Genomic DNA, 26177 nt, shown 5'->3' with positions numbered 1-26177 from the left:
ACAGGTGGGATTTCAGGGACGAAAAACGGTCGCCGGAGTCGACGGCGCCAAAGGCAAGTGGGTTGTGGCGCTGTTCGACGGCCAGGATTTGCGGATGTCCGTCGAACCCGACGTGCAGGCAGTGCTGGCCGCGACACGTTGGTGCGACGTCGTCGGGGTCGACATGCCGTTGTCGTTGCCCGAGAGCGGGTACCGGGTCAGTGAGCTCGAAGCGAAGAGTTTCCTCGGGCCGGCTCGATCGTCGATTTTTCACACGCCGGTACGCGCTGTTCTCGACACGCAGACCTACGAGGATGCGTGCGCGGTGTCCAGGCGAATCACCGGCAAGGCGATCAGCAAGCAGACCTGGTATCTGATGTCCTCGATCCGGCAGTGGCAGGACGTGTCCTTCGCCCCCGAACGGGTGGTGGAAGTGCACCCGGAATGCTCGTTCAGGCACATGGCACCGGATACGTCGTTCGTGTCGAAGAAGTCCGCGCGTGGCATCGGCCAGCGTCTGAGCGCACTGTCCACGTGGCTCGATCCGGTGTCCGTACACGACGCCATGGCATCACTGCCGGTCGAGCCCGCAGCCGACGACGCGCTCGACGCCGTCGCGGCTGCATGGTCCGCGTGGCGTTTCGGCCGTGGGAAGCACCGATACTTCGGTACGTCCGACGGCGTCGATCGCATCGTCGCCTGACCCGCTGTGAGCGGAAATACAGGTCCTGACCTATATTTCCGCTCACCTGGGGTCAGTCGAACTCGGGGTCTTCGTGACGGGTGCGCTTGAGCTCGAAGAAGTGCGGGTACGACGCGAAGATCACCGAGGCGTCCCACAGCTTTCCGGCTTCCTCGCCGCGCGGGATGCGGGAGAGGACGGGCCCGAAGAACGCGACACCGTTGACGTGAATCGTCGGTGTTCCGACGTCGGGACCGACCTTGTCCATGCCCGCGTGGTGGCTGGTGCGCAGCGCTTCGTCGTGCTCCGTGCTGTCGGCTGCCTTCGCCAACTCCGCAGGCAGACCGAGTTCCGCGAGGGACTGCTCGATCACCTCGGGCAAGTTCTTGTTGCCTCCGTTGTGGATACGGGTACCGAGTGCGGTGTAGAGCGGCGACAGGATTTCGTCGCCCTTCTCCTGGGCGGCGGCGATGGCGACTCGCACGGGTCCCCATGCCGTTTTCATCATCTCGGCGTACTGCTCGGGGAGGTCGCGGCCCTCGTTGAGGACTGCGAGCGACATCACGTGGAAGTTCACGTCGATATCGCGCACCTTCTGGACTTCCAGAATCCATCGCGACGTGATCCAACACCATGGGCACAGGGGGTCGAACCAGAAATCGGCGGTGTCTTTCTGTCCGCTGCCGCTCACGTGAAGCTCCTTCGTGTCGAGATACGAGTGGGTGTCGCCCGAGAACAACCAAGGATGCGGCAGAACAATTCCGCGCCGCGTCCCTACACAAGCATGCCCGACCCGCGCCGTGATGGGATGGTGTCATCACACGATCCCTACTCGAGAAGGTGCATGACTGACGTGGTTGCTCCCAACCTGACACGCGATCAAGCTGCTGCACGGTCGACCGTGCTCGGCAATTCCACCTATTCGATCGTCCTGGACCTCACCGACGGGTCCGGCAATCCCAGCGAGAAGACGTTCCTGTCGACGACGACCATTGCGTTCGCGGCACAGGCGGGCGCATCGACTTTCGTCGACATCGTCGCCGACAGCATCAGGTCCGCCACCCTGAACGGGGTGGACATCGACGTTTCGGGCTACGACGAGGAGACGGGGATAGCGCTCGACGACCTCGCCGAGGACAACGAACTCGTCGTCGTCGCAGACTGTGTCTATTCCCACACCGGTGAGGGTCTGCACCGGTTCGTCGACCCGTCCGACGGCTCGGTGTATCTCTATTCTCAGTTCGAGACGGCGGATGCCAAGCGGATGTTCGCCTGCTTCGATCAGCCGGATCTGAAGGCGACGTTCGATCTGAAGGTCACCGCTCCGGACAGCTGGAAGGTCATCTCCAACGCTGCGCATGCCGCGGAACCCGCTGCGGGAGAGCATGTTTTCGACACCACCCCGCTGATGAGCACGTATCTGGTGGCGCTGATCGCCGGCCCGTACGCGGAGTGGACGGATTCCTACACCGACGAGCACGGCACCATTCCGCTCGGGATCTACTGCCGCGCATCGCTTGCCGAGCACATGGACCACGAACGGTTGTTCACCGAGACCAAGCAGGGATTCGGTTTCTACCACGCCAACTTCGGCACCCCCTACGCGTTCGGCAAGTACGACCAGTTGTTCGTGCCCGAATTCAACGCGGGCGCGATGGAGAACGCCGGCGCGGTCACCTTCCTGGAGGACTACGTCTTTCGGTCCAAGGTCACCCGCTACTCCTACGAACGCCGCGCCGAAACGGTTCTGCACGAGATGGCGCACATGTGGTTCGGCGATCTCGTGACCATGACATGGTGGGACGACCTGTGGCTCAACGAGTCGTTCGCGACGTTCGCATCGGTCCTGTGCCAGTCCGAGGCCACCGAGTACACCAACGCATGGACCACGTTCGCCAACGTCGAGAAGTCGTGGGCCTACCGGCAGGACCAGCTGCCGTCGACGCACCCCATCGCAGCCGACATTCCCGATCTGGCCGCGGTCGAGGTCAACTTCGACGGCATCACGTACGCCAAGGGCGCGAGTGTTCTGAAGCAACTCGTCGCCTACGTCGGCAAGGAGGATTTCCTCGCCGGCTTGCGTGCGTACTTCATGGACCATGCGTTCGGCAACGCCACGTTCAGCGACCTGCTCACCGCACTGGAGCGTTCGTCCGGTCGGGACCTGTCGGATTGGGGCAGCCAGTGGCTCCGCACGACGGGACTCAACACCCTGAGCCCTGATTTCGACGTCGACGCGGACGGCAAGTTCACCCGATTCGCGGTGAAGCAGAGCGGCGCGGCGCCCGGCGCAGGCGAGCATCGAGTGCATCGCATCGCAGTCGGCATCTACGACGACGCGGACGGCGGAGTCGATGGCAAGCTGGTGCGTACCGAGCGCGTCGAGATCGACCTGGAGGCGTCGGACAGCACCGACGTTCCGTCACTGGTGGGTGTGTCGCGGGGCAAGCTGATCCTTGTCAACGACGACGACCTCACCTACTGCGCCGTGCGTCTCGATCCGGAGTCTCTCGACGTTCTGCTCGCCCGCATCGGCGACATCGCGGAGTCGCTCCCCCGCACCCTGGCGTGGTCCGCCGCGTGGGAAATGACGCGCCAGGCCGAGATGCGTGCTCGCGATTTCGTCGCGCTCGTCCAGCGCGGCATCGGTGCGGAGACGGAGGTCGGCGTCGTGCAGCGTCTGCTCCTCCAAGCGCAGACGGCCATCACCAGTTACGCCGAGCCGCAGTGGGCGCAGGAGCACGGTCAGCCCGAGTTCGCGGACACGCTTCTCGAGCTCGCGCGTGCCGCCGACGCAGGCTCGGACCACCAGCTGGCATTCGTCAACTCGCTGACCGGTTCGGCCTTGTCCGACAGGCATGTCGCTGTGTTGCGCGGCCTCCTGGACGGCGACGTCGACGGTCAGGGACTCGGCGGCCTCGAGGTGGATACCGACTTGCGCTGGCGTGTGGTGTCGGCGCTCGCTGCAGCAGGTGCGATCGACAGCGACAGCATCGATTCACCCGAGATCGACGCCGAGGCCTCCCGCGACAACACTGCGGCCGGCGCTCGTTCGGCAGCCGCTGCCCGTGCCGTTCGGCCGAGCAGCGAGGTCAAGGAGCGCGCATGGACGACGGTAGTCGACGACGATTCCGTCCCCAACATCACCGCGCGATCGATCATCGGCGGGTTCGCCGGCCCGGGACAGGGCGAGCTTCTCGAGCCGTACGTGTCGCGGTACTTCGAGTCGATCGAGGGCGTGTGGTCGAGACGGTCCAGTGAGGTCGCGCAGACCGTCGTGGTCGGGCTGTACCCGTCCTGGTCGATCAGTGCGGACTCGGTCGCGGCTGCGGATGCTTTCCTGGAGAAGGATCTGCCGCCCGCACTGCGGCGTCTGGTGATCGAGGGACGCGCGGGAATCGTGCGCTCGCTCGCGGCCCGCGAGTTCGACGCGGCGTAAGCACCGCGCTGAAACGACAAGAAGGCGCCGCCCGGGTTTCGGGCGGCGCCTTCTTCGTGTCTATACGGCGGCGCTACGGGCTCACGATGGCGGCGGCCATGACGCGAACCGCGCTGACCAGTCCGTCGATGAGGTTGCCGTCGCGGAACGGCCCCGTTGCGGCGGTGATGCCGAGCTGCGCCACACGGTCGGTCGCGCGGTCCGACACACGGCGTCCGGTGCGGATCTCGATGCCCTTGTGGTTCGGGTCCACTGCGATCAGCACGGAACGAATTGCGTCCGGTGTTCCGGGGAAGACGGCGTCTGCACCTGCGGCGACATCCTCACCCAGGTCTCCGAGGTAGACGTTGAAGCGAATCTGCGTGGCCCGCGTTGCCTCGGTGAGTGCGACGTCGAGGGACACGAGGTCCTGCGTGGCGAACGGAAGGTGCGCCGGGCTGGCCGTCCCGAACTCGTGAGCAGCCGACACACGTCCGCTGGACGTCAGAGCCGAGCCGTAGGGCAAGTCCTCCGCGTCGATGTCACTCTTGACCAGTTCACCACTTGCCACTTGCCGACCCTCCGATCGAATCTGCAGCGGATGCATGCGAATCGCCGTGGCCGCCACCGTGCGGTGTCACCTCGTCGGTCGCGCTCCACAGAATTGGTTCACGTGTCCATTCGTCGGTCAACCGGTACGGAGTGATGTCCAGACCCGGCTGCCTTTCCCCCACGTAGGACAACGCGCCGATGATTCCGATGATCGCAGCCGGAATCACCCCGAAGATCAGGATCGTCTCGAGAATGCTCACAGGGTGTGAGATTAGTCGACTTTTCACCCCGAAGCGACAGCGGGGCCGTCCGGATCGATTCGAGACCGACCGCTACGCCGCACCCTCACCCAGGTACGCCAACCAGGACGGATCGAGTTCCTTGTTGCTGGCGAGCAAACGCCAGTGAGGCCCCTTCGGTGGAACGAGTTGCGCTCGCAGAGTCCAGCCCAGCTCACTGAGCATTTTGTCTGCTTTGCGATGGTTGCACGACGCGCAGCACGCAACGCAGTTCTCCCACGAGTGCTCTCCCCCACGACTCCGCGGGATGACGTGGTCCACGGTTTCCGCCTTGGCACCGCAGTACGCGCACCGGAAGCGATCTCTGTGCATCAGCGCGGCCCTCGTCATCGGCACGCGAGCTCGGTACGGCACTCGAACGAACGTCCTCAGACGGATCACCGAGGGCACTTGGACGGAGAAGTCAGCAGATCGAATGTAGGGACCGGAAGGATCGTCGTGGACGACATCGGCCTTGTTGCACACCAGCAATACCACTGCGCGACGCATCGGCAGCGCGGTCAAGGGCTCGAAAGTGGCGTTCAGAAGCAGCACTCGGCGCTTGACCCAGGCAGGAACCATGTTGTCGCTGGGCGACACTGTCTCGCCAGGAGAAACGACATGTAGCGGAGACGCCCCCGATATCCGTTGCCGCTGGTCTGCGGTGTCATGGACATCGATGGGCGGGAGTTGTCGGTGTCGGTGTTGCTTGTTCTTCACTTCGGTTCTCCCAAAAGCGTCGGCGTCCGCGCATGGCTTGCGCGGAACACGTGTCACAGTGGAACACGAAAACGCTGGGTCTGCACACCCCTTTTCCGGATCGTGGTGATGACCGATCGGTGAACGCACAACCAACGAGCAGGTCCGCTACCAGCACGGTGGCGAGAATCCGCGCCTTCCGTAGACTCTGCAAGTGTCTGTATTCGAATCGAACTCATCGACCTACCTGACGGGCTCGTCTCTCGACACACGTGCCTTCGAACTGACCGAAACCGGTCGAGACTGGCTGGTGGACAGACCTTTACAAGTTCTCGGCTACCTTGCGCTCGCGGTTGTCCTCCGACTCGTACTGCACAAGCTGATCGACCGTTTCACCAGTCGCAGCGGATCGTCGTCGGACAAGGCACCTGCACTTCTTCGGCCACTGCGCGAGCGTGCGCCGTCGACGCTGCAGAGCTCGATCCTCTCCGAACGCCGTCGCCAACGCGCCAAGACCATCGGCTCGGTCCTCAAGTCCGGCGTGTCCGTGGTCATCCTGACGTGGTTCGTACTGTCCGTACTCGACGTGGTCGGAGTGAACGTCACCCCGTTCATCGCCTCCGCGGGCATCGTCGGAGTTGCGCTCGGTTTCGGTGCCCAGAATCTGGTCCGCGACTTCCTGTCCGGCATCTTCATGCTGCTCGAGGATCAATACGGCGTCGGCGATGTCGTCGATCTCGGTGAAGCAGTGGGCACAGTGGAAAGCGTCGGACTGCGCGTGACCACGATCCGCGACGTCAACGGCACCGTCTGGTACTGCCGCAACGGCGAGGTCCTTCGCGTCGGCAACATGAGTCAAGGTTTTGCGGTAGCAGTCCTCGACCTCCCCGTCGCGCACACTGCCAATCTCGACGAGGCCTGCGAGGTGGCCGAGAAGGCGACGCTCGACGTCGTCGAATCGGGCGCGTTCGCCGAGGACCTACTCGGGGATCCCGAGATGCTCGGCGTCAACGCCGTCAGTGCCGACACGGTCACCATCCGTATCACCGTCAAGACCAGGCCCGGGATGCAGTGGGCGGTGCAGCGACGGCTTCACCGCGAAATTCTGCAGGCCTTCGACGACGCCGGAATTCAGGCCCCGTACCCCCAAGGCCGACCGGCCGGCGCGATCGTCGACCTGGCAAAGTAGGCACCACCTGGCCGCACCCCCGACCTCGAACGACTGGAGAGAAGCACCGATGACCGAACCGCAACAGACCTTCTACGACGCGGTCGGCGGTGCGGACACGTTCTACAAGCTGACGGCCAGGTTCTACGAGGAAGTGGCGAAGGACGACGTCGTGCGACCGCTGTACCCCGAGGAAGACCTGGGGCCTGCGGAGCGCCGCATGCGAATGTTTCTCGAACAGTACTGGGGAGGACCACGCACCTACTCGGACGAACGTGGGCACCCTCGCCTCCGCATGCGGCACTCACCGTTCCACATCGGTCCGATCGAACGGGACGCATGGTTGCGGTGCATGCACAGTGCGATCGCGTCGATAGACGATTCGGTCCTCGACGCCCCGCATCGGGCGCAGTTGGTCGACTACATGGAGATGGCGGCCAACTCCATGGTCAACTCTCCATTCTAGGAACCGACCTTCACAGACGAGGCGCGGATCCTTCGCGCTGGGCTGCCGTCGGCTGGGCGGCGCCGCTGCGTCCTAGTCCCTTTGCTCGTCGGAGTGCACCACGAACGTTGCCGGCGAACTTCAAGGCGAGCAGGAGCGAGCCGGAAAGATGCTGGCGAAGAATTGCGTGCTTGCGGACGTAGTCCTCGACGTGCCACTCGGACCAGGTGCCTGCACGGAACAGTGCCGCATCGCCCGCCACCAGCGTGCGTTCAGGATGGTCGTCGGACGAGACCGTCACCGAGCCGTCCATGATGTGGACGATCTCGTCGACCGGGAAGTACCAGCGGAAGCGACCGGCCGTGCAGTCCCACACGTTGGTGGTGGTCGTCCCGTCGATGCTGCGTGACCATTCGGCCACGCGGGCGTGGGGCTCACCCTCGATGATCCAGTCCGGATCGATCGGACTGTCCTGCAGAAGCACTTCACTCAAACGGACTGCTTCGATCGACTGCTCGGCCATGTGATTTCCTCGTGCTCCTCGTTCCGGTTCGACGGGTACGGTACCTCATCATTCGGACAAAGCGGCTGTTTTCGGGAGGTAAACCGGGGAAACGGTATGCCTTCGTGCGCGTCGCTCGCATTTTCGCCCGGGCGTGAGCCCGCATTTTTGCCGGGCGTGAGCCCGCATTTTTGCCGGTCGTGGGCTCCCATCGTTGCGAGGTGACGAAGATCAACCCGGTCCCTGATCGAGGTCGAGCCCCCGCGTTTGGCAGACTTGACCGTTGTGACCGATCGACTCGAACCTCAGCCCGAACCGTGGTGGAAGGACGCGATCTTCTATCAGATCTACCCGCGTTCGTTCGCCGATTCCAACGGCGACGGCGTCGGTGATCTCGGCGGCGTTCGGGACAAGCTGGGTTACCTCGAACTACTCGGAATCGACGCGATCTGGCTGAGCCCGATCATGGAGTCGCCGATGGCGGATCACGGGTACGACGTATCCGATCCGAGAGCGATCGACCCCCTGTTCGGTGACCTCGCGGTGATGGACTCGCTGATCGAAGAGGCACACGCGCGCGACATCAAGGTCACCATGGACCTGGTGCCCAACCACACGAGCGACCGACATCCGTGGTTCGTCGCAGCGCTCGACTCGGCTCCCGGAAGCCCGGAACGTGCCCGCTACATCTTCCGTGACGGCAAGGGACCGGACGGCTCCGAACCGCCGAACAACTGGCCGAGCATCTTCGGCGGTCCCGCATGGACCCGTATCCGCGAAGCCGACGGAACGCCGGGACAGTGGTACCTCCACATCTTCGCGGCCGAACAACCCGATCTCGACTGGACCAACCCCGAGGTCTTCGAGGACTTGGCCACGACGCTGCGTTTCTGGTTGGACCGGGGAGTCGACGGCTTCCGGATCGACGTCGCACACGGCATGGCCAAGCCCGAAGGCCTTCCGGACATGAGCCTGGAAACGAACGAGCTCATGAAGAACGACGACTCCGATCCACGGTTCAACAATCCGGCCGTACACGAAATACACCGTGGTATCCGAAAGATCATGGACGAATACCAGGGCACGACGACGGTCGGTGAAATCTGGGTGCAGGACAACGTCAGGTTCTCCGAGTACATCCGCCCCGACGAGCTGCATCTCGGCTTCAACTTCCGCCTGGCCGAAGCCGAGTTCGATGCAGCAGCCATCCGAAGCGCAGTGTCGAACTCCTTGGACGCGGTGGCCCTCGTCGACGGCACCCCGACGTGGACGCTGTCCAACCACGACGTCGTCCGCGAAGTCACTCGTTACGGCGGAGGCACTCGCGGCACAGCCCGCGCCAGGGCAATGATCCTGCTCGAATTGGCGCTGCCTGGAACGGTGTTCGTCTACAACGGCGCCGAGCTGGGCCTTCCCAATGTCGATTTACCCGACGAGTCCCTGCAGGACCCGGTGTGGGAACGCTCCGGCCACACCGAGCGCGGCCGAGACGGATGCCGTGTGCCCCTCCCGTGGGAAGGAACCGAACCGCCGTTCGCGTTCAGTTCGTCCCCGGCTACCTGGCTGCCGATGCCCGCGGAATGGGCGTCGCTCACGGTGGAAGAACAGCTCGAAGACGTCGATTCGATGCTGAGCCTGTACCGGTCCGCCTTCGAACTCCGCGCGCTACGGCCGGAATTCGCCGGACCCGGAGTGGATTGGTACGGCAGTCCACCCGGATGTCTTGCGTTCCGACGACCAGGGGGGCTGATCTGCGCACTCAACGCGACCGACGTTCCGATCCCCCTCCCGCCGGGCGAGGTCCTGATGTCCAGCGCGCCTCTCGTCGACGGGCAACTTCCCGCCGACGCCGCAGCGTGGTTGGTCTAGGGCCGTGTCAGCGCTCCACGGTGAGGGAGAGCGAGTTCTCTCGGCGGCAGAAGACCGAGCCGTAGCGCGCGTCGAGTCGTAACCACACCTTGGTGGCGCGAACGCGCACGATCTCGTTCGAGTCGATGCGCGCGAGGTCGACGTCGGCCTTGAGCGGGTCCTCCCCCGTGTGCGGCACGAAACCCATTGCCGTGAGGGCGAATACCGTTCTCATCGTGACCGACACTCCGCCCGTGGCACCGTCGACGTGCAGGACCTGCTGATCGAGCAGCGACACCGGCGGACCGTGGCTGCTCCCGTGCTCCTTCGCCAGCGCTGCACCGCGCTGAGCGAGGTCGATCAAGACCCGAGCAGGTACGTCGTCGACATGCTCGAATCCCTGGTCGGGAGGCAACGCGCCCTTCCACGCCGAATCCATCGAGAAGCCTGGGTCGACCCTGCCGTCGACGGCCGACCCGAGCGCCACGAGCAGCTGATCGGCTGCCGCCGAGGTGTCGTCCGGAACGATCGATCCGGCGACGACCCGCACGGCGAGCGCGTCGAAACCCGTCGATGCCCACGCCGACAGCCGCCCGTCGGTACGCGTCCTCAAGCGCACCACCGCAGCTTCGTCGAGGCGCAGCGCCTTGCCGAGGAACGCGGTCAGATTCTCCCGTTCGACCGGGTCCGGGATGGTGAGTACACGCTCAAACACGCTGCCAGCTCTCGAGGTACTCGCGCTCTTCAGCGGTGAGACGCCGCAGCTTCTGAGTGTCGATGTCGAACGCTGCGATCTGAGTCGACGCGATGATCGCCGCCGGAGTGTCCAAGGACGCACCGTTGGCACGCACCTCGTAACCGGCCACGAAATCCACGGCCCGCACCTTGTCGATCCACATGAAGACGTCCAGTGGGCCGTCCTCGTGTCGAAGCTGACCGCGGTACTTCACGTGCAGATCCGCGATGACCGCGCCGTGTCGCAGGTTCGCCGTCGGTCGTCCGTCGACGAGAAGCCACGGGATCCGCGCCTCCTCCAGCAACGTCACCATGCGGGCATGGTTGATGTGCTGGTACACGTCCATGTCCGACCAGCGAACATCCACGCTGGTGTGAAAACCGATGCGTTCCTGCGGCTCTCGATGGTCGGACAGATGGTCGGCGGGCACACTCACAGCAGTCGTCCTTCTTTCGTCGATGGCACGCTACGGGCAGAAAATGCTACGGAACCATACTGCGCACCTGCCGCGCAGCGACGGACAGTGTAGCGAGGTCGAGTGTTCCCGAGTCCGAGATCTCGCGGAGCGCAGCGCGAGCACGTGCGAGGCGGGACGAGTTGGTCGATTCCCACTCCGCGATCTTCTCCGAGGCACTCTCGTGCGGTTCGCCGCCCAGGAGAACCTCTTTGGTGATCGCCCGCAGCGAGGAGTACAGATCGTCACGGAGCGCCAGCCGTGCCAGCGAATGCCAGCGATCCCCTCGGGCGAGTCCGGACACCGATGTCAGCAACCAGTCGATGCCGATGTGCGCGTCCAGTGCGAAGTACAGCTCGGCGACTTCCGCGGGGTCGTGTTCGGTGATGTCCGCGACGTCGATGATGTCGAGCAGACTGTAGTGATCGAGGAGTCGATACACCGCGGACGCAAGCTCCCTCGGTGCCCCACGTTCGACGGCTGCCTGTACGCGGGCGTCGGCGTCGCGCGCCTGATAGCTGTCGATGTACTCTCCGACGACGGCACGCAGAGATGCGACTTTGCCTGCGTACCGGCTGATTTCGGCGCCGACGGCAAGAGGTTGCGGCCGATTGGTCAACAACCACCGAGCGACGCGGTCGAGTACCCGTCGGGATTCGAGCAGCAACTCGTCGGACGACGACGTCGACATACCCGCCGTTCGGATGTCGTTCCACAGCTCGTCCAACCCGAAGATCGCCGTCGCAGCCGCGAACGCACGCACGGCGTCGGTACCCGTTGCACCTGCGTCCTCGGCGAGTCGGTAGACGAAAGTGATGCCGCCCCGATCGACGGTCTCGTTGGTCAGCGTGGTCGCCACCAACTGCCTACGCAGTGGGTGCGAGGTGATCTCGTTCGCGTAGGGCTCGCGAAGAACGTCCGGGAAGTACTTCGGCAGACGCGAAGCGAACACGTCGCTGTCCGGCAGTTCGCTGGCCAACAGGTCACTTTCGAGGCTCAACTTCACGTGAGCCATCAATGTCGCAAGCTCCGGAGAGGTCAGTCCGCGGCCCTCCGACTTCCGCGTGCGGATCTCCTGTTCGGTGGGCAGCGCTTCGAGTTCTCGGTCGAGCCCTCGTCGTTCCTCCAGGTCCTCGATCACCCGTCGGTGCACGGTGAGCAACGACGGCGCGTCGAATCGAGAGGTCCCCAACAGTTCGTTCTGCATGAAGTTGTCCCACAGCACCAACCGGCCGACCTCGTCCGTCATCGACGCGAGGAGTTCGTCGCGATCGCCTCGGTCCAGCGCACCGTCGGAGATCGCGGACTCGAGAAGGATCTTGATGTTGACCTCGTGGTCGGAGCAGTCGACGCCCGCCGAGTTGTCCACGGCGTCGGTGTTGATCCGTCCGCCTGCCAGGTCGTACTCGATGCGGCCGAGTGCCGTTGCACCCAGGTTTCCGCCCTCGCCGACGACTGTGGCCCTGATCTCGTTGCCGTCGACCCGAACCGCGTCGTTCGATTTGTCGCCGACGTCGGAATTCGATTCGGTGGACGCCTTGATGTAGGTGCCGATTCCGCCGTTCCACAGCAGGTCGGCCGGGGCAGTGAGGATGGCACGAACCAGCTCGGGGGGCGACAACGACGTCACGGTGTCCCCCAGCCCCAACGCCGCGCGCGCCTCGGGACTGATCGGAACCGATTTCACGGTCTTGTCCCACACTCCGCCGCCCCGCGAGATCAATGCCGAATCGTAATCGGCCCAGGAGGAACGAGGGAGTGCGAACAGACGCTCCCGTTCGGCGAACGACGCCGCCCTGTCCGGGTTCGGATCGAGGAAGATGTGCCGGTGGTCGAACGCCGCCAGCAGTCCGATGTGGCGGCTGAGCAGCATTCCGTTTCCGAACACGTCGCCGCTCATGTCGCCGACGCCGACGACGGTGAAGTCCTCGGTTTGAGTGTCGACTCCGATTTCACGGAAGTGCCGCTTGACGCTCTCCCACGCACCCTTCGCCGTGATTCCCATCGCCTTGTGGTCGTACCCTGCCGAGCCGCCGGACGCGAAAGCGTCACCGAGCCAGAAGTCGTATTCGGCGGCAACGGAATTGGCGAGGTCGGAGAACGTCGCAGTACCCTTGTCGGCGGCGACGACGAGGTACGTGTCGTCGCGGTCTCGGCGTACGACGCGTTCGGGTGGAATGACCGATCCGCTTGCACGATCGAGGTTGTCGGTGACGTCCAGTAGCCCGGCGATGAACAACCGGTAGCAGGATTTGCCCTCGTCCAACGCCGAAGTACGATCAGCGGCAGCATCCCCGGTGGTGGCGGGCGGACGCTTGACGACGAATCCGCCCTTCGCGCCCACCGGAACGATCACCGCGTTCTTGACCATCTGAGCTTTGGCGAGGCCGAGGATTTCGGTGCGGAAATCCTCGCGACGGTCGGACCAGCGCAACCCTCCTCGGGCGACGGCCCCGAACCGAAGGTGAACACCTTCGGCGCGCGGGGAATAGACGAAGATCTCGAATGTGGGCTTGGGCTTGGGCAGTTCCGCGATCTTCTGCGGATCGAACTTGATCGAGAGAAACTCGCGCCGAGTGCCGTGTGCATCCACCACGTAGAAGTTGGTGCGCAACGTCGCGCGGACGAGTTCGAAGATCGATCGCAGAATTCTGTCCGCGTCGAGGCTGATGACCTCGTCGATCAAGGACTGGAGCTCGTCACTCAGTTCCTCGGAACGGGATTCCGACGCGCGCTCGGGGTCGAACTGCGCCTCGAAGAGCCCGACCAGAAGTCGTGCGGTCCGCGGGTGCGAGAGCAGGACGCCCTCGATGTTGAACTGACTGTACGGAAAGTTGGCCTGGCGCAGGTATTTCGCGTATGCCCGCAGGATCTGTGCTTGACGCCAGTCGAGTGCAGCCCGCATGACCAGTTCGTTGAACCTGTCGGCTTCCGCCCGACCCTCCCACACGGCCGTGAAGGCATCGGTGAAGCGCAGCTGGACCCGCGATTCACGATCGGTCGCACCGGCATCCTGCAACTCCGAGTCGAGATCGCCGTCGATCGCCGCGTTCAACATCTCGCGCGATGCCGACACCCCGAAATCGTATATCCAGCACTGCAATCCGTCGGGGCGGACCACCGGATAAGGACGCTCGTCGTCGACCTCGACACCGAGGCTCTGCAACACGGGCAGTACCTGGCTGAGCGATACTCCCCTTCCTCCGATGTACAGACTGAACCGCCAGCTACCGACCTCGGAGTCGGCGTTTCGGTAAAGCTGCATGTCGATCGCACCGTCGGACAGGGCTTCGAAACGGACGATGTCGAAGACTGCACGCTCGGGCCGGAAGTCCTGCTTGTACGCCTCGGGCAATGCGTCCGCGTAGCGCGAGGCGACGACGGTGTCGGCCGAGTCGATACGCGAGACCGCCTCCGACAGCGCATCTTCCCAGGTTCGGATGGTCTCGGTGAGCAGAGCCTCGATCCGGTCGACGTTGTCCCGCGAGAGATCGAGTACGGAGGCCTCCGCGTCGTCCCGCCGGACCGTGACGTGCAGCAACGCCAGGTCGGATTCCGTGACACGTGCCGTGTAATCGATACCCGAACCGGCCAATTCGTCGAGCAGGCACTTCTGTACCGCCAACCGCACGCGTGTGGTGTAGCGATCACGCGGTAGATAGACCAGCGCGGACACGAACGCCCCGCCCGCGTCCTCACGCAGGAACACCTTCACCTTGCGCCGACGCCCCAGGGCGAGCACCGCCGTCGCCGTCTCGTACAGAGAGTGAGCATCGGTGGCGAACAGCTCCGACCGCGGCATCGACTGGACGACCTCCAGCATCGCCTGTCCCGAGAACGACTGCAGGTCGTACCCGGCGCGATCAACCGCTGAGCGGACGCGGCGTTCGATCACCGGTATGTCGAGGACGTTCTCGTGTAACGCGGTCACGGTGAAGACACCGACGAATCGATGTTCCCCCAGTTCCGGATTCGACGGATCGAAGAGAGTCACGAAGTAGGGATAGACAGCGCGGTGCACCGTCGCCGGGCTGGAACCCTGAACGAGCGCGACGATATCGGCACGATCGTCCAGAGAGATTGTGTCCGAACCAATTCGGTGATCGTCCCGCAACACACCCAATCCACTGTCCGCAATCGGTACCGCGGTGAGGGACCCCTCGGACGACTTCTCGGCCGAGTAGCGGCGGTACCCGAGCAACGTGTAGTGACCGTCGGCGAGCCAGCGCAGCAGGCCGGCGGCTTCACGCTGCTGAACCGCAGACGAATCAGGGGACACGGCAGCGGCGGCCTCGAATGCATCCGCGATCTCGCTCTGCACCCGTCGCATGTCGTCGGTGTCGGCGATGACTTCGCGAACGTCGGTCAGTACCGCGGCGACAGCGACCTCGAGCGTGTCCACGACGTCGTCGGGCACCGCAGGATTGAGCTGTAGATGCATCCAGGATTCGCGGTTCGTCCCGCTCGGACTCGATCCGTTGCTCGATCCGGCAGACACCAACCTGCCGTCACTGTCTCGTGTGACGTCGAGGATGGGGTGCACGACGTCGCTGACCTCGACTCCGATCCGAGACAGCTGGGATACCACGGACTCGACGAGCAAGGGCATGTCGTCGGTGACGATCTGCAGTGCAAGCCCCGCCACACCCGGCGTCCCGTCGGAATTGTCGGCACCGGGGCGATACAAGCGGATGTTCGCGGTCCCCGCGGTACGCCGCGCGGCGAGTTGCACGTGACGCCGGAACATCGTTCGTTCGGCCTGCTCGATCGATCCGTCCTGATCGGCCGAGTCGACGTGCGCGAAGTACGCCGCCTTCACCCGAGACAGGGATGTGACCAACTCCCCCGGCAGTTCGCTCGTCCAGTCGATGTCCGTCGTACCCGCCGAGTTCGGCATGTGTTGAACCACTCCCTTGTGAGGACCTTCTTCGTCGTAAGGACGAGCCTATAGGGGAAGGCGCCTCTCGATGGGTGTGTGGTCCGGCCTGTTTCGCGTACTCGTCGGTAGACGAAACAGGCCGGACAAATCGCGGCTAGTCGCGGGTCAGCTTGCGGTGGGTCACGCGGTGCGGGCGAGCGGCATCGGGGCCGAGGCGTTCGACCTTGTTGGCCTCGTAGCCCTCGAAGTTGCCCTCGTACCAGTACCACGCGGCCTCGTTGTCACCGAAGCCGCCTTCCCACGCGAGGATGTGGGTACACGTCCGGTCCAGGAACCACCGGTCGTGCGAGATGACCACCGCACAGCCCGGGAACTCCTCGAGCGCGTTCTCGAGCGAACCGAGGGTTTCGACGTCCAGGTCGTTGGTCGGCTCGTCGAGCAGGATCAGGTTTCCGCCCTGCTTGAGCGTCATAGCCAAGTTCAGACGGTTACGCTCACCACCGGACAGCACGCCCGACGGCTTCTGCTGATCGTGACCCTTGAACCCGAACGAGCTGATGTAGGCGCGCGACGGGAACTCGGAGTTGCCGACGGTGATGAAGTCCAGGCCGTCGGAGACCGTCTCCCAGACCGTCTTCTTGGGGTCGATACCGGATCGGTTCTGGTCGACGTAGCTGAGCTTGACCGTCTGACCGATCTTGACCTCGCCGCCGTCCGGCTCCTCGAGCCCGACGATGGTCTTGAACAGCGTCGTCTTACCGACACCGTTGGGGCCGATGACGCCGACGATGCCGTTACGCGGGAGCGTGAAGGACAGGTCCTTGATCAGCACGCGACCGTCGAAGCCCTTGTCGAGGTTCTTGACCTCGACGACGACATCGCCCAGCCGCGGCGGGTTGGGGATCTGGATCTCGTCGAAGTCGAGCTTGCGAGTCTTCTCGGCCTCCGCGACCATCTCGTCGTAGCGCGCGAGACGGGACTTGCTCTTGGCCTGGCGTGCCTTGGCGCCCGAGCGCACCCAGGCGAGCTCGTCCTTGAGTCGCTTCTGCAGCTTCTGGTCCTTCTTGCCCGCGACTTCGAGGCGCTCTGCCTTCTTCTCGAGGTACGTCGAGTAATTGCCCTCGTACGGGTAGAGGTGGCCGCGGTCGACCTCGGCGATCCACTGCGCAACGTGGTCGAGGAAGTACCGGTCGTGAGTGACGGCGAGGATGGCGCCGGCGTAGGCAGCAAGATGCTGCTCGAGCCACAGCACCGATTCTGCGTCGAGGTGGTTGGTGGGCTCGTCGAGGAGCAGCAGGTCCGGCTTGCTCAGGAGCAGACGGCACAGTGCGACACGACGCTTCTCACCGCCGGAGAGGTTGGTGACCGGCGACTCCGGCGGCGGGCAACGCAGTGCGTCCATCGCCTGCTCGAGCTGCGAGTCGATCTCCCATGCGTCCGCATGGTCGAGCTTCTCCTGGAGCTCACCCATCTCCTCCATGAGCTCGTCGGAGTAGTCGGTTGCCATGAGCTCGGCGATCTCGTTGTACCGCTTGAGCTGGACCATCACGTCGCCGAGTCCGTCCTCGACGTTCTCTCGAACGGTCTTGGCGTCGTCGAGCTCCGGCTCCTGCATGAGGATGCCGACCGACGCACCTGGCGCGAGGAATGCCTCACCGTTTCCTGGCTGGTCGATCCCGGCCATGATCTTCAGGATGCTGGACTTGCCGGCGCCGTTGGGGCCGACGACGCCGATCTTCGCTCCCGGGTAGAAGCTCATCGTGACGTCATCGAGGATGACCTTGTCGCCGTGCGCCTTGCGCACCTTCTTCATGGTGTAGATGAATTCCGCCATGTGGGCCAGCTTATCGGTCCGAAGGCTCACCGACACCATCGCCGTCGCGGACCGTCTCGTGCGACCGACGACGGCCGTATCCAGCCGCGATGCAGGTCCGGACCCGATCGCCCCTCGAATCGAGTCCGGACACGCGCGTCGACGAAGGGTCCTACGAGACAGCGGCGACGATCCGCTCGTCTCCGGATGCGTCCGACGAGTCGAAGTCGGGCTCGTCGTCCATCTCACGTCCGTCCGCTTCCTCGGTGTCGCTGCTGTCTCGGAGGACGCCGGGATCTCCGGATTCCGTGGCTCCGCTCGGTTCGTCCGATTCGCCACCGATCACGGTCCTGACTCGTTCGACCTTGACGATGCACCGGGCGAGGTCGGGTCCGATCGCGCTCGCCGTCATTTCGACCGCAGACCGTTCGATTCCTTCCCTCGTCGTGTATTCGTTCGTTCTGAGTTGGCCGTACGCGATGACCGGATCGCCCTTCATGAGCGATCCTCCGACGCCCTTGACCAGCCTGCGCCAGCAGGTCACCGTCAGGAACAGCGTCCCGCCGTCGGTCCACTCGCCCGTCGCGCGATCCTGACGGCGCGCGTTGCTCGCCATCCGGAAGCTCAGTACTTCGTCGCCGGATGCGGTCGATCGTTTGACTGGGTTGGTGATCACGGTCCCCACCACCGCACATTGCGCCTCGTACATGTTCGTCCCCCTTGCTTCGGTGTTCGGCCGAGCACTACTCGACCCATGTCGAACTGTGCCGCGAAAATCGACCCTTCGGAGCCTCGAAACGAAATCTGTGGATGGAGCCTGCACCTGTGGACAACCGACTCTCGAACGCCGGTTCACGGTGAGGTGCGTCGGGTTGCCGTGCTATACGGCTGCGTCGACGTAGTCGGTGCCGAGTCGTACCGGTTCGGCACTGCCCGCGGTGGAACCCGCGAGGACACCTTCGATCATGGTGTACTCCGCTGCCGCGAGCGTCAACACCGCCGTGGAGAGATAGTCGACGGACACGATGTCGATCCCTCGCGCACGCAGGTCGGCTTCGATCCTGCCGACATCAGCGTGATCGAGTTCCACTCTCACACGGCGTCTTTGGACCCTGCGACGCACAGTGGCCGTCGCCAGAGCTTCGACGACCGCCCCGGCGTACGCGCGCGCCAGCCCTCCGGTGCCGAGTTTAGTTCCGCCGTAGATCCTGCTGACGACGGCGACCACATTGGTGAGTTCGCGTCCGGTCAACACCTCGAGAATCGGTGTGCCGGCGGTACCACTGGGCTCACCGTCGTCGCTGGCCCTGGCGATTCGGCTACCGGGGAGGTCGCCGACGACGAATGCCCAACAGTGATGCCCGGCAGCGCTGTTGGATTGTCGGGCGTCCGCTATGACGGCTCGTGCGCGGTCCTCGGAGTCCGCCCGTGCCACGACTGCGAGAAATCGCGACTTCTTCACCTCGATCTCGGCGGTAGTTCGATCGACGACAGTCAGGAACATCGTCGGTCTCCTTTCGCCAGAGTCGCGAGGGCGGCTCCTCGGCACGAGAAGTCTACGCCGCGACCGATTCCGAGACGTGTCCGTGCACGGAGTCGCCGGACGCGTGCACCAGGTCGGCGTATCGACCACCCTTGTCGACGAGGTCGGTGTGGTTACCGATCTCGACGACGCGTCCACCGTCGAGGACGGCAATGCGGTCGGCGGCCCGGACCGTCGAGAGCCTGTGGGCGACGATGATGGTCGTGCGCCCTACCATCAGCTCGTCGAGAGCGGTTTGCACGGCGCGCTCGGTCGAGTTGTCCAGCGCGCTGGTCGCCTCGTCGAGAATGAGGATCGGCGGGTTACGCAACACCGTGCGCGCGATGGCGAGGCGCTGCTTCTCGCCACCGGAGAATCGGTACCCGCGTTCCCCGACCACGGTGTCGTACCCGTCGTCCAGGCCCACGACGAAATCGTGAATCTGCGCGATCCGTGCTGCGCGTTCGATCTCGGCGTCGGTTGCGTCGGGTTTCGCGAACCGGAGGTTGTCGCGAATGCTGGCGTGGAACAGGTACGTCTCCTGCGACACTACGCCGACCAGGTCTGCGACGACTGCTGTCGGCAGGTCTCGGATGTCGATGCCGTCTATGGTGATTCGGCCGTGAGTGGGGTCGTGCAGCCGTGCGGCGAGATATCCGAGCGTGGTCTTCCCGGACCCCGTCGATCCGACGAGCGCCAGGGTGCTACCCGCGGGGACGTCGATGTCGATGTCGGACAACGCGGGCCGTGAGGCGTCGGCGTAGGAGAACTCGACGTGTTCGAACCGTACGTGCCCCGATACGTCCTCTCGGGCGAGCAGGGTCGGAGCGATGGGTTCGTCGATGTCGACCGGCAGGTCCAGGTACTCGAAGACGCGCCCGAACAGTGCCAGGGAACTCTGCACCTCCACGCCCGTGCTCAGCAGCTGCATCGTCGGCCTGAACAGCTGAGTTTGCAGGGTCGTGAAGGCGACGAGTGTGCCGACGGTGAGCGCACTTCCGTTCCCGATGGTGATTCCAGCGAACCAGTAGACGAGTGCGGGCATGATGGCGAAGCTGATCTGCATGCTTGCCATGCGCCACTTACCGGCCATCATGGCTTTGAGTTCCACGTCGGCGACTTCGTCGGAGCGCGCCGCGAACTGCTGTGTGAGAACGCCGGACGACCCCGTCGTCTTGCCGAGCAGGATGCCGCTGACGGACAGCGACTCCTCGATCTGAACCGACAGCTCGCTCAGCAGCTTCTGCCGCGTCGTCGAGATCTTTCGTCTCTCGTTGCCGATCTTTCGAGCGATGCGAACGAACACCGGCAGGATGATCAATGAGAACAACGCCAGCCGCCAGTCCAGCAGGAACAGCGCCACGACGGTCGCCGCAACCGTGGTGGCGTTCTGAGCGATCGACGTGGCCGTATTGGTGACCACGGATTGCATTCCGCCGATGTCGTTGGCGATTCTGGACTGCACCTCGCCGGTGCGGGTGCGCGCGAAGAAGCCGAGAGATTGACGTTGCAGGTGACCGTAGACGGCGACGCGCAGGTCGTGCATCAGCGTCTGACCGACGCTGTTGGACATCCACGTCTGGAGTACGCCGAGGGTGTTGGTGACGACGGCTACTGCGATCATGCCCAGCGCGATCAGCGTGACGAGCGTGACGTCGCGATCGGGGATGGCGTGATCGAGCAGTTCACGAAGAAGCAGTGGTGAAGCGAGCGCGACGACTGCACTGACGACGATGATCGAGGTGACGAGTGCGATGCGTGCGCGGTAGGGACGGAACAGCGCCAGAACCCTACCCACGGGGGCTGGGTCGGCGACTTTCGGTTGATTGCGTACCAAGTAGACCTCCTGGGTCGACGAACATAAACGAGAGGTTACCTCACTAAGAGGTTGCGTACAAGCGGCTATGCTGTCGGCATGCACACGGGAGACACCCCGAACCTGGCCGATTCCTTCATGGCCGTCGCGCGGCGGATCCGCCATACCCACATGAGCGCCCTCGAACCGTTCGGACTCAACCCGTCACAGAGCCGCGCGCTGCACGTGCTGGCACGAGAAGGTCGCCCGATGCGACTGCGTGCCTTGGCGGATCATCTGCGCATCGTGGCCCGTTCGGCCACCGACATCGTCGACTCCCTCGAAACCGCGGAACTGGTGGCGAGGGAGAACGACCCGGCCGATCGACGGGCTGTCCTCGTTTCGCTCACCGACACCGGCCGGGTCCGACTACGTGACATCGACGCGGCCCGCGCGAAGGTGGCCGTCGAGTTGTTCGACACCCTCGACCCGTCGGAGCGTGACGATCTTCAGCGCATTCTCGCCAAGATCACGGCCGATCGACTCTGACCTGCCCGAGGAACGTGCGTACTATCCGTTTTCCCGGTCGCGCCGCGCCAGCTCGGCGAACATAGCGTTGTGCGCGGCCAGGTCGGCGTCGTGGTCGCGGTCCGCGGCGCGGTCCGAGCGTTTGGCGTTGCGGTCGTCGCTGCGCGACCACTGGATGAGCAGGGCCAACATCACCAGCACGAGTGGAATCTCGCCCGTGGCCCAGGCGATTCCACCGCCCAACTTCTGATCGCCCATGAGATCGCCGTTCCAATCCAAGCCGAGCGTGCGGTAGTACCAGCCGCCCATGACGGTGTTCATGCTCATCAATGCGACGCCGAAGAAGGCGTGGAAGGGAAGAGACCCGAAAACCATGGCCAGCTTGGTGATGGGTTCGATGTGCCGCGGCGACGGGTCGACACCGATCACGACCCAGTAGAAGAGGTAACCGCTGAGAATGAAGTGCGCGTTCATCAGCAAGTGCGCCGAATGGTTGTCCAGCACGGCACCGAAGATGCCACCGAGATACAGCACGTAGAAGCCGCCGACGAACAGGACCGCCGCGACGACCGGGTGCGTCAGGAAACGCGAAACAGGGCTGTGCAGCGCCTGCAGAAGCCACTCACGGGGACCTGGAATTCCGTCCTTGCCCGCTACCGGCAACGCACGCAGGGCGAGCGTGAGCGCGCCACCGAGTGCGAGCAGAACGGGCACCAACATCGACAACGCCATGTGCGCGCCCATGTGCACGCTGAAGGTCGCCGGCGAATACTTGCCGACGCCGGAGGACGTGGCCACGAGCATCGTCGCGCACCCGAGGAGGAACGAGATCGTCCGCCCGACAGGCCACGCGTCGCCGCGGCGACGCAGACGCCGAACACCGAGCAGGTACACGACGGCCAGCAGGATCGAGGCCGTTCCGAAGATGAGGTCGAACCGCCAGTCGAACATCAGCCGGGCGAAGGTGGGCGGATCCGGGAGGTCGTAACCGAGGGCTGCTTCGGACAAGGAGAGATCGGGGTCGACGTCCGACGGCGGCGGAGTCCGCCCCAGGCCGACGGCGAGGCCGATCGTGGCCGCGAGAACGAGAACTTCTCCCCCGGCGAACCTGATCAGCGCACCACGGGACGACGGGTCGGATGCGAGAGCAGGCAGCGACCTGCGCCGCTGGATCCATCCGAAGAATCCCAGCACGACGAGGGCGAGAACCTTGGCCAGAATCAACCGGCCGTACAGCGTCGTGAACAGATCCCCGATGGACACTCGAACCAGAGCGTTGATCACTCCGGAGGCCGCCATCACGACGAAGCAGACGGTCGCGACCGCCGAGAACCTCCTGGCCGCGACATCGGTGTGCGCACCCCTGCGGCGGGCGTGGGCGAGAACTGCGAACAGACCGCCCGCCCAGAGCGTCGCGCCGACCAGGTGCAGGATCAGACTGTTGGTGGCGACGTCATGCGCACCTCCGGAGGAGGAGTGTCCCGTCAACGCGATGGGCATCAACGTGGCCAGCGCGAACACGAGAAGCAACGGGGTCCACGACCACCTGAGTACCGTCCGCGACACGACCGCGAGCACGACGGCCAGAATCGCCGTCCAGCGCCAGGCTCCGGCGATTTCCACCTGATCGAGGGCCACCCAGAGGTTGCTGGGTTGGATCGCGACGGTGAACGGCTGACCTGAGGTGTCCGACAGGGTCAGCGGGACGAGTACCAGTGCGCACGCAGCCCACACGATCGCGGCAGCCGACCCGGTGCGCACGGCGCGGTATCCGCCCACGTCGAGCACTCCGGATTTCTGCGGAGGTACCAGAAACGCCGCGAGGAGGAAGGAACCGATGGCGATCGATGCCGCTATCTCGCCGATGGCGCGGATGGCGGGGAGCCCGTACGTCGTGGCCGGACCAGGGTCGGGTATACCGAGGAGAACGAGCGCGTCCGACGCGGACAGGCTGATGACGAGCGCTGCACCGACAGCACCGATCAATCCTGCCGTCACGAACACGGAGGTCGATGCGGTCCCCGGAGACTCGGTCGGTGGTGTTTCGACGGTCTCGACGTCTGGTGCTGCCATGACAACCAGAGTAAGAGGTGTCGAGTGCCCTCGTCACCGGCGCCCTGCCGGAGCGAGGCCTGGTGGGGGCCCGAACGACGGGAAGTCCTACGCTACGTCGTAGATCGTGTGACCTCGGCCACCGGCAGATCGTGATGAATCCGACCGCTTCCACCGGCCAGAGGGGCACCACTGCCGCCCCACCGCTTCGCGACGATCTCGGCAGCGATGGAGACGGCCGTCTCCTCCGGAGTACGCGCCCCCAGGTCGAGCCCGATCGGGCTGGACAGTCGTTCCAGTTCTGTATCGGTCAGTCCCGCCTCACGCAAGCGGGCGACGCGGTCGGCGTGGGTACGACGCGACCCCATCGCCCCGACGAACGCGAACTGTGGCCGACGTAACGCGACCTCGAGCAATGGGACGTCGAATTTGGCGTCGTGCGTCAACACACACACGATGGTGCGCTCGTCCACCCGTCCAGCCGCGATCTGGTCGGCAAGATAACGATGTGGCCACTCGACGACGACCTCCGCCGCGGCCGGGAACCGCTGGGTCGTGGCGAACCGTGCCCGCGCGTCGCACACCGTCACCCGGTATCCCAGGAACGCGCCCTGCTGGGCGACGGCGGCCGCGAAGTCGATGGCACCGAACACGAGCATTCTCGGCCGCGGCGCGTAACTCGACACGAAGACGTCCATGCCGTCGCCGAGACGCTCACCCTCCGGTCCGTACGTCAATGTCTCCGTGCGCCCGGATGCCAGAAGTCCACGCACGTCGTCGACCACGGCTGCGTCGATTCGGTCGGTTCCGAACGTGCCCGCCGATGCGTTCTCCTCGATCACCAGGTGACGCCCGAGCTGTGTCGGATCCGGATGACGGACGACGGTTGCGACCGCGATCGGTCGCTCGGCCGCGATCGCGTCGGCGACGGCCCCCAGTTCGGGAAAGGTCGTCTGAGAGATGGGCTCGACGAACACGTACAGCGTGCCGCCACAGGTCAATCCCACCGCGAACGCATCGTCGTCGCTGACGCCGTATCGTTCGAGGACCGGGGAGTCCGATGCGATGACCGCCATCGCGGCCTCGTACACCGCTCCCTCGACGCATCCACCCGACACCGAGCCGCTGACCGTTCCGTCCGGTCCGACGACCATCGATGCCCCTGCGGGTCGCGGAGCAGAATCGAACGTGCGAACCACGGTCCCGACGCCTGCCGTGGCACCGGCGCGCCACAGCGCAACCACCTCGTCGAGGACATCTCTCATCGACAGAATCCTCTCGTCCGAACACGGACCCGGACGACCGCGATGTAGCAGTGCCTCGGTGTTCGCGTTCCATCGACTATGCCCGATACGGAGGGCGACGAATCGTCGATCGTGTTCTCGGTGCCCCCGGCAGGATTCGAACAAGCCGAGACTAGCCTGGACATCCGCAGGTCAGACCGTAAAGTTGGCCATTGACCAGCAAAAACACCGAGGCAACGGAACCGATCGACACCGAATTATAGCGATCGAAACGGAACCGTTGTTCAACGGGGATTCAACGATTCGAGGCCGACATGACCAGCACCAGCGCCGCTGAGAAGCCCGCCAAGCCACGATCTCGCCGAGGTTGGGGCAGGGTGACCAAGCTACCGTCCGGGCGCTACCGGGCCTCCTACCTCCACGAGATGACGGTGTGGACGCCGACGCCGAGGGGCACGACGTTCGGATCGAAGCTGGACGCCGAGGGATGGCTGGCCGACGAGCGCCGGAGGATCGACCGAGGCACCTGGACGCCACCGGGCACGGAGATCGAACGCGGGCGCACCCTGGCCGACTACGCCGAGCACCGGATCGCACAGCGCACCCTGACGCCGAGGACGCGCAAGGGATACACCGAAACGCTGGAGAACCACATAGCGCCCGTGCTGGGTGAGGTACCCCTCTCGCAACTATCGGTGACGCTCGTTCGCGCTTGGTACTCGACGCTGCTACTGGACAAGCCGACCGCACGGGCGCATGCATACTCTCTGCTGCACTCGATCTGCCGCGATGCGGTGTCTGAGAAGCTGATCGACGCCAACCCGTGCGTGGAACGAAAAGCTATGAACGCCAAACGCACTCGCAAGATTCGCACTCTGACAGTAGCTCAACTCACCGAGGTAGCCGAGCACACCGAGCCGAAGGAATTGGTCGCCGCCGTCCTCATCGCCGGGTGGTGCGGACTGCGCTCGGGTGAGCTGAAAGGGTTGCAGCGCAACGATATAGCCGAGGACGCGTCCGTAGTCTCGGTGCGCCGTGCGGTGACCTATCGGTCGGGTGAGTACTTCGAGGGCGCTCCGAAGACGGAAGACGGGGTGCGGGACGTGTCGGTGCCGAAGAGGATTAGACCGGCGATCCTGGCGCACCTGGACAAGCACACCGGCAAGGGCGCTCAGTCGCTCGTATTCGCCGGGAACGGTGGCCCCGAGGGGTATCTGACCGATTGGCAACTCCGACGCGCCGTGGCCACTGCTGGACGTGCCGCTGGGATCGACAATCTCCGGCCGCACGAACTCCGGCACACCGCCGCGACCCTGGCCGCTCAGACCGGCGCGACGACGAAAGAGCTTATGGCGAGGATCGGTCACTCGACGGCCGACGCCGCGCTGATCTATCAACATGCCGCCGCCGAACGAGACGCCGCGATAGCGCGCAAGCTCGACGAGATGTGACCCAGGTTTAGCACAATTGCTAGATCTCTCCCACCGTATCGTCGCTGGTCAGGGCCTCCGCAGGAAAATTGCATGGACACGTGCGATATGTGTGGTTCCATAGGTATTGAGCCGAAACGGACCTAGCCAACG

General features: G+C 64.5%; 21 protein-coding genes. 7 read left to right on the top strand and 14 right to left on the bottom strand.

The window, feature by feature from the left end; all coding sequences use genetic code 11:
* Positions 1-4 precede the first annotated feature (4 nt).
* Positions 5-682 carry a DUF429 domain-containing protein gene (locus tag CH293_RS20415; protein WP_094721338.1) on the top strand — a complete coding sequence of 226 codons (678 nt, stop codon included), beginning with the start codon at positions 5-7 and terminating at the stop codon, positions 680-682.
* Positions 683-734: 52 nt separating this feature from the next.
* Here the strand turns inward: CH293_RS20415 and CH293_RS20410 are convergent, their stop codons facing one another.
* The gene (locus tag CH293_RS20410) at positions 735-1352 is read right to left on the bottom strand and encodes a DsbA family protein (protein ID WP_037110344.1); all 618 of its coding nucleotides are present in this window, start codon (positions 1350-1352) and stop codon (positions 735-737) included.
* 162 nt (positions 1353-1514) lie between these two features.
* Between CH293_RS20410 and pepN the strand changes: the two genes are divergently transcribed.
* Positions 1515-4100: an aminopeptidase N gene (gene pepN, locus CH293_RS20405; RefSeq protein WP_094721414.1), complete on the top strand. Its 2586-nt coding sequence runs from the start codon at positions 1515-1517 to the stop codon at positions 4098-4100.
* 73 nt (positions 4101-4173) lie between these two features.
* Here pepN and CH293_RS20400 read toward each other — a convergent pair whose 3' ends face one another.
* From CH293_RS20400 to CH293_RS20390, 3 genes are all read right to left on the bottom strand, one after another.
* Complete coding sequence (locus CH293_RS20400; RefSeq protein ID WP_037110227.1) at positions 4174-4650, bottom strand: DUF5130 family protein; 477 nt, start codon at positions 4648-4650, stop codon at positions 4174-4176.
* Positions 4637-4891, bottom strand: coding sequence for a hypothetical protein (locus CH293_RS20395; protein WP_019664760.1), 255 nt, complete (start codon positions 4889-4891; stop codon positions 4637-4639). The genes CH293_RS20400 and CH293_RS20395 overlap by 14 nt, the downstream gene beginning before the upstream one ends.
* A gap of 72 nt (positions 4892-4963) precedes the next feature.
* Complete coding sequence (locus CH293_RS20390) at positions 4964-5491, bottom strand: HNH endonuclease (RefSeq protein ID WP_020111685.1); 528 nt, start codon at positions 5489-5491, stop codon at positions 4964-4966.
* Between the two features lie 331 nt (positions 5492-5822).
* On the opposite strand from CH293_RS20390, the gene CH293_RS20385 reads away from it, so the two are divergent.
* Both CH293_RS20385 and CH293_RS20380 read left to right on the top strand, forming a co-directional pair.
* Positions 5823-6797 carry a mechanosensitive ion channel family protein gene (locus CH293_RS20385; protein WP_037110225.1) on the top strand — a complete coding sequence of 325 codons (975 nt, stop codon included), beginning with the start codon at positions 5823-5825 and terminating at the stop codon, positions 6795-6797.
* A gap of 49 nt (positions 6798-6846) precedes the next feature.
* The gene (locus CH293_RS20380) at positions 6847-7242 is read left to right on the top strand and encodes a globin (protein WP_094721337.1); all 396 of its coding nucleotides are present in this window, start codon (positions 6847-6849) and stop codon (positions 7240-7242) included.
* 10 nt (positions 7243-7252) lie between these two features.
* On the opposite strand, the gene CH293_RS20375 is transcribed toward CH293_RS20380, so the two are convergent.
* Entirely contained in the window at positions 7253-7744 is a 492-nt protein-coding gene (locus CH293_RS20375; protein WP_037110220.1) for a cupin domain-containing protein, read from the bottom strand.
* A 264-nt stretch (positions 7745-8008) separates the two neighbouring features.
* On the opposite strand from CH293_RS20375, the gene CH293_RS20370 reads away from it, so the two are divergent.
* A complete protein-coding gene (locus tag CH293_RS20370) occupies positions 8009-9592 on the top strand; it encodes an alpha-amylase family glycosyl hydrolase (protein ID WP_037110217.1) in 1584 nt (527 codons plus the stop codon).
* A 7-nt stretch (positions 9593-9599) separates the two neighbouring features.
* On the opposite strand, the gene CH293_RS20365 is transcribed toward CH293_RS20370, so the two are convergent.
* The 7 genes from CH293_RS20365 to CH293_RS20335 all read right to left on the bottom strand — a co-directional run bounded on the left by CH293_RS20365 (position 9600) and on the right by CH293_RS20335 (position 20773).
* Entirely contained in the window at positions 9600-10286 is a 687-nt protein-coding gene (locus CH293_RS20365; RefSeq protein WP_037110214.1) for a hypothetical protein, read from the bottom strand.
* Positions 10279-10743: a thioesterase family protein gene (locus tag CH293_RS20360; RefSeq protein WP_052059270.1), complete on the bottom strand. Its 465-nt coding sequence runs from the start codon at positions 10741-10743 to the stop codon at positions 10279-10281. Before CH293_RS20360 ends, CH293_RS20365 begins: the two co-directional genes overlap by 8 nt.
* A 46-nt stretch (positions 10744-10789) precedes the next feature.
* A complete protein-coding gene (locus CH293_RS20355) occupies positions 10790-15658 on the bottom strand; it encodes an NAD-glutamate dehydrogenase (RefSeq protein ID WP_094721336.1) in 4869 nt (1622 codons plus the stop codon).
* A 136-nt stretch (positions 15659-15794) separates the two neighbouring features.
* Positions 15795-17474 (bottom strand): energy-dependent translational throttle protein EttA, encoded by a 1680-nt coding sequence (gene ettA / locus CH293_RS20350; RefSeq protein WP_019664769.1) that lies wholly within the window; start codon positions 17472-17474, stop codon positions 15795-15797.
* 151 nt (positions 17475-17625) lie between these two features.
* Positions 17626-18162: a single-stranded DNA-binding protein gene (gene ssb, locus CH293_RS20345; protein WP_037110211.1), complete on the bottom strand. Its 537-nt coding sequence runs from the start codon at positions 18160-18162 to the stop codon at positions 17626-17628.
* Between the two features lie 171 nt (positions 18163-18333).
* The gene (locus CH293_RS20340) at positions 18334-18957 is read right to left on the bottom strand and encodes a YigZ family protein (RefSeq protein WP_094721335.1); all 624 of its coding nucleotides are present in this window, start codon (positions 18955-18957) and stop codon (positions 18334-18336) included.
* A gap of 52 nt (positions 18958-19009) precedes the next feature.
* Positions 19010-20773, bottom strand: coding sequence for an ABC transporter ATP-binding protein (locus CH293_RS20335; protein WP_094721334.1), 1764 nt, complete (start codon positions 20771-20773; stop codon positions 19010-19012).
* Between the two features lie 117 nt (positions 20774-20890).
* Between CH293_RS20335 and CH293_RS20330 the strand changes: the two genes are divergently transcribed.
* A complete protein-coding gene (locus CH293_RS20330; protein WP_037110203.1) occupies positions 20891-21319 on the top strand; it encodes a MarR family winged helix-turn-helix transcriptional regulator in 429 nt (142 codons plus the stop codon).
* 21 nt (positions 21320-21340) lie between these two features.
* On the opposite strand, the gene CH293_RS20325 is transcribed toward CH293_RS20330, so the two are convergent.
* Both CH293_RS20325 and CH293_RS20320 read right to left on the bottom strand, forming a co-directional pair.
* On the bottom strand, positions 21341-23371 hold the full coding sequence (locus tag CH293_RS20325) for a cytochrome c oxidase assembly protein (protein WP_094721333.1): 2031 nt from the start codon (positions 23369-23371) through the stop codon (positions 21341-21343).
* A 92-nt stretch (positions 23372-23463) separates the two neighbouring features.
* On the bottom strand, positions 23464-24615 hold the full coding sequence (locus tag CH293_RS20320) for an XdhC family protein (RefSeq protein WP_094721332.1): 1152 nt from the start codon (positions 24613-24615) through the stop codon (positions 23464-23466).
* 356 nt (positions 24616-24971) lie between these two features.
* On the opposite strand from CH293_RS20320, the gene CH293_RS20315 reads away from it, so the two are divergent.
* Positions 24972-26045: a site-specific integrase gene (locus CH293_RS20315; protein WP_176460073.1), complete on the top strand. Its 1074-nt coding sequence runs from the start codon at positions 24972-24974 to the stop codon at positions 26043-26045.
* Positions 26046-26177 lie beyond the last annotated feature (132 nt).

The sequence above is a fragment of the Rhodococcus sp. 14-2470-1b genome (assembly GCF_002259415.1).
Lineage (GTDB): Bacteria > Actinomycetota > Actinomycetes > Mycobacteriales > Mycobacteriaceae > Rhodococcoides.
This window is presented reverse-complemented; position numbering and strand designations above follow the sequence as displayed.

What these genes read in the sequence shown, in the direction of transcription:
- CH293_RS20355 (WP_094721336.1), bottom strand. Translation starts at nt 15,658, where the DNA reads ATGCCGAACTCGGCGGGTACGACGGACATCGACTGGACGAGCGAACTG.
- ssb (WP_037110211.1), bottom strand. Translation starts at nt 18,162, where the DNA reads ATGTACGAGGCGCAATGTGCGGTGGTGGGGACCGTGATCACCAACCCA.
- CH293_RS20375 (WP_037110220.1), bottom strand. Translation starts at nt 7,744, where the DNA reads ATGGCCGAGCAGTCGATCGAAGCAGTCCGTTTGAGTGAAGTGCTTCTG.
- CH293_RS20320 (WP_094721332.1), bottom strand. Translation starts at nt 24,615, where the DNA reads ATGAGAGATGTCCTCGACGAGGTGGTTGCGCTGTGGCGCGCCGGTGCC.
- CH293_RS20340 (WP_094721335.1), bottom strand. Translation starts at nt 18,957, where the DNA reads ATGTTCCTGACTGTCGTCGATCGAACTACCGCCGAGATCGAGGTGAAG.
- ettA (WP_019664769.1), bottom strand. Translation starts at nt 17,474, where the DNA reads ATGGCGGAATTCATCTACACCATGAAGAAGGTGCGCAAGGCGCACGGC.
- CH293_RS20380 (WP_094721337.1), top strand. Translation starts at nt 6,847, where the DNA reads ATGACCGAACCGCAACAGACCTTCTACGACGCGGTCGGCGGTGCGGAC.
- CH293_RS20330 (WP_037110203.1), top strand. Translation starts at nt 20,891, where the DNA reads ATGCACACGGGAGACACCCCGAACCTGGCCGATTCCTTCATGGCCGTC.
- CH293_RS20390 (WP_020111685.1), bottom strand. Translation starts at nt 5,491, where the DNA reads ATGGTTCCTGCCTGGGTCAAGCGCCGAGTGCTGCTTCTGAACGCCACT.
- CH293_RS20325 (WP_094721333.1), bottom strand. Translation starts at nt 23,371, where the DNA reads ATGGCAGCACCAGACGTCGAGACCGTCGAAACACCACCGACCGAGTCT.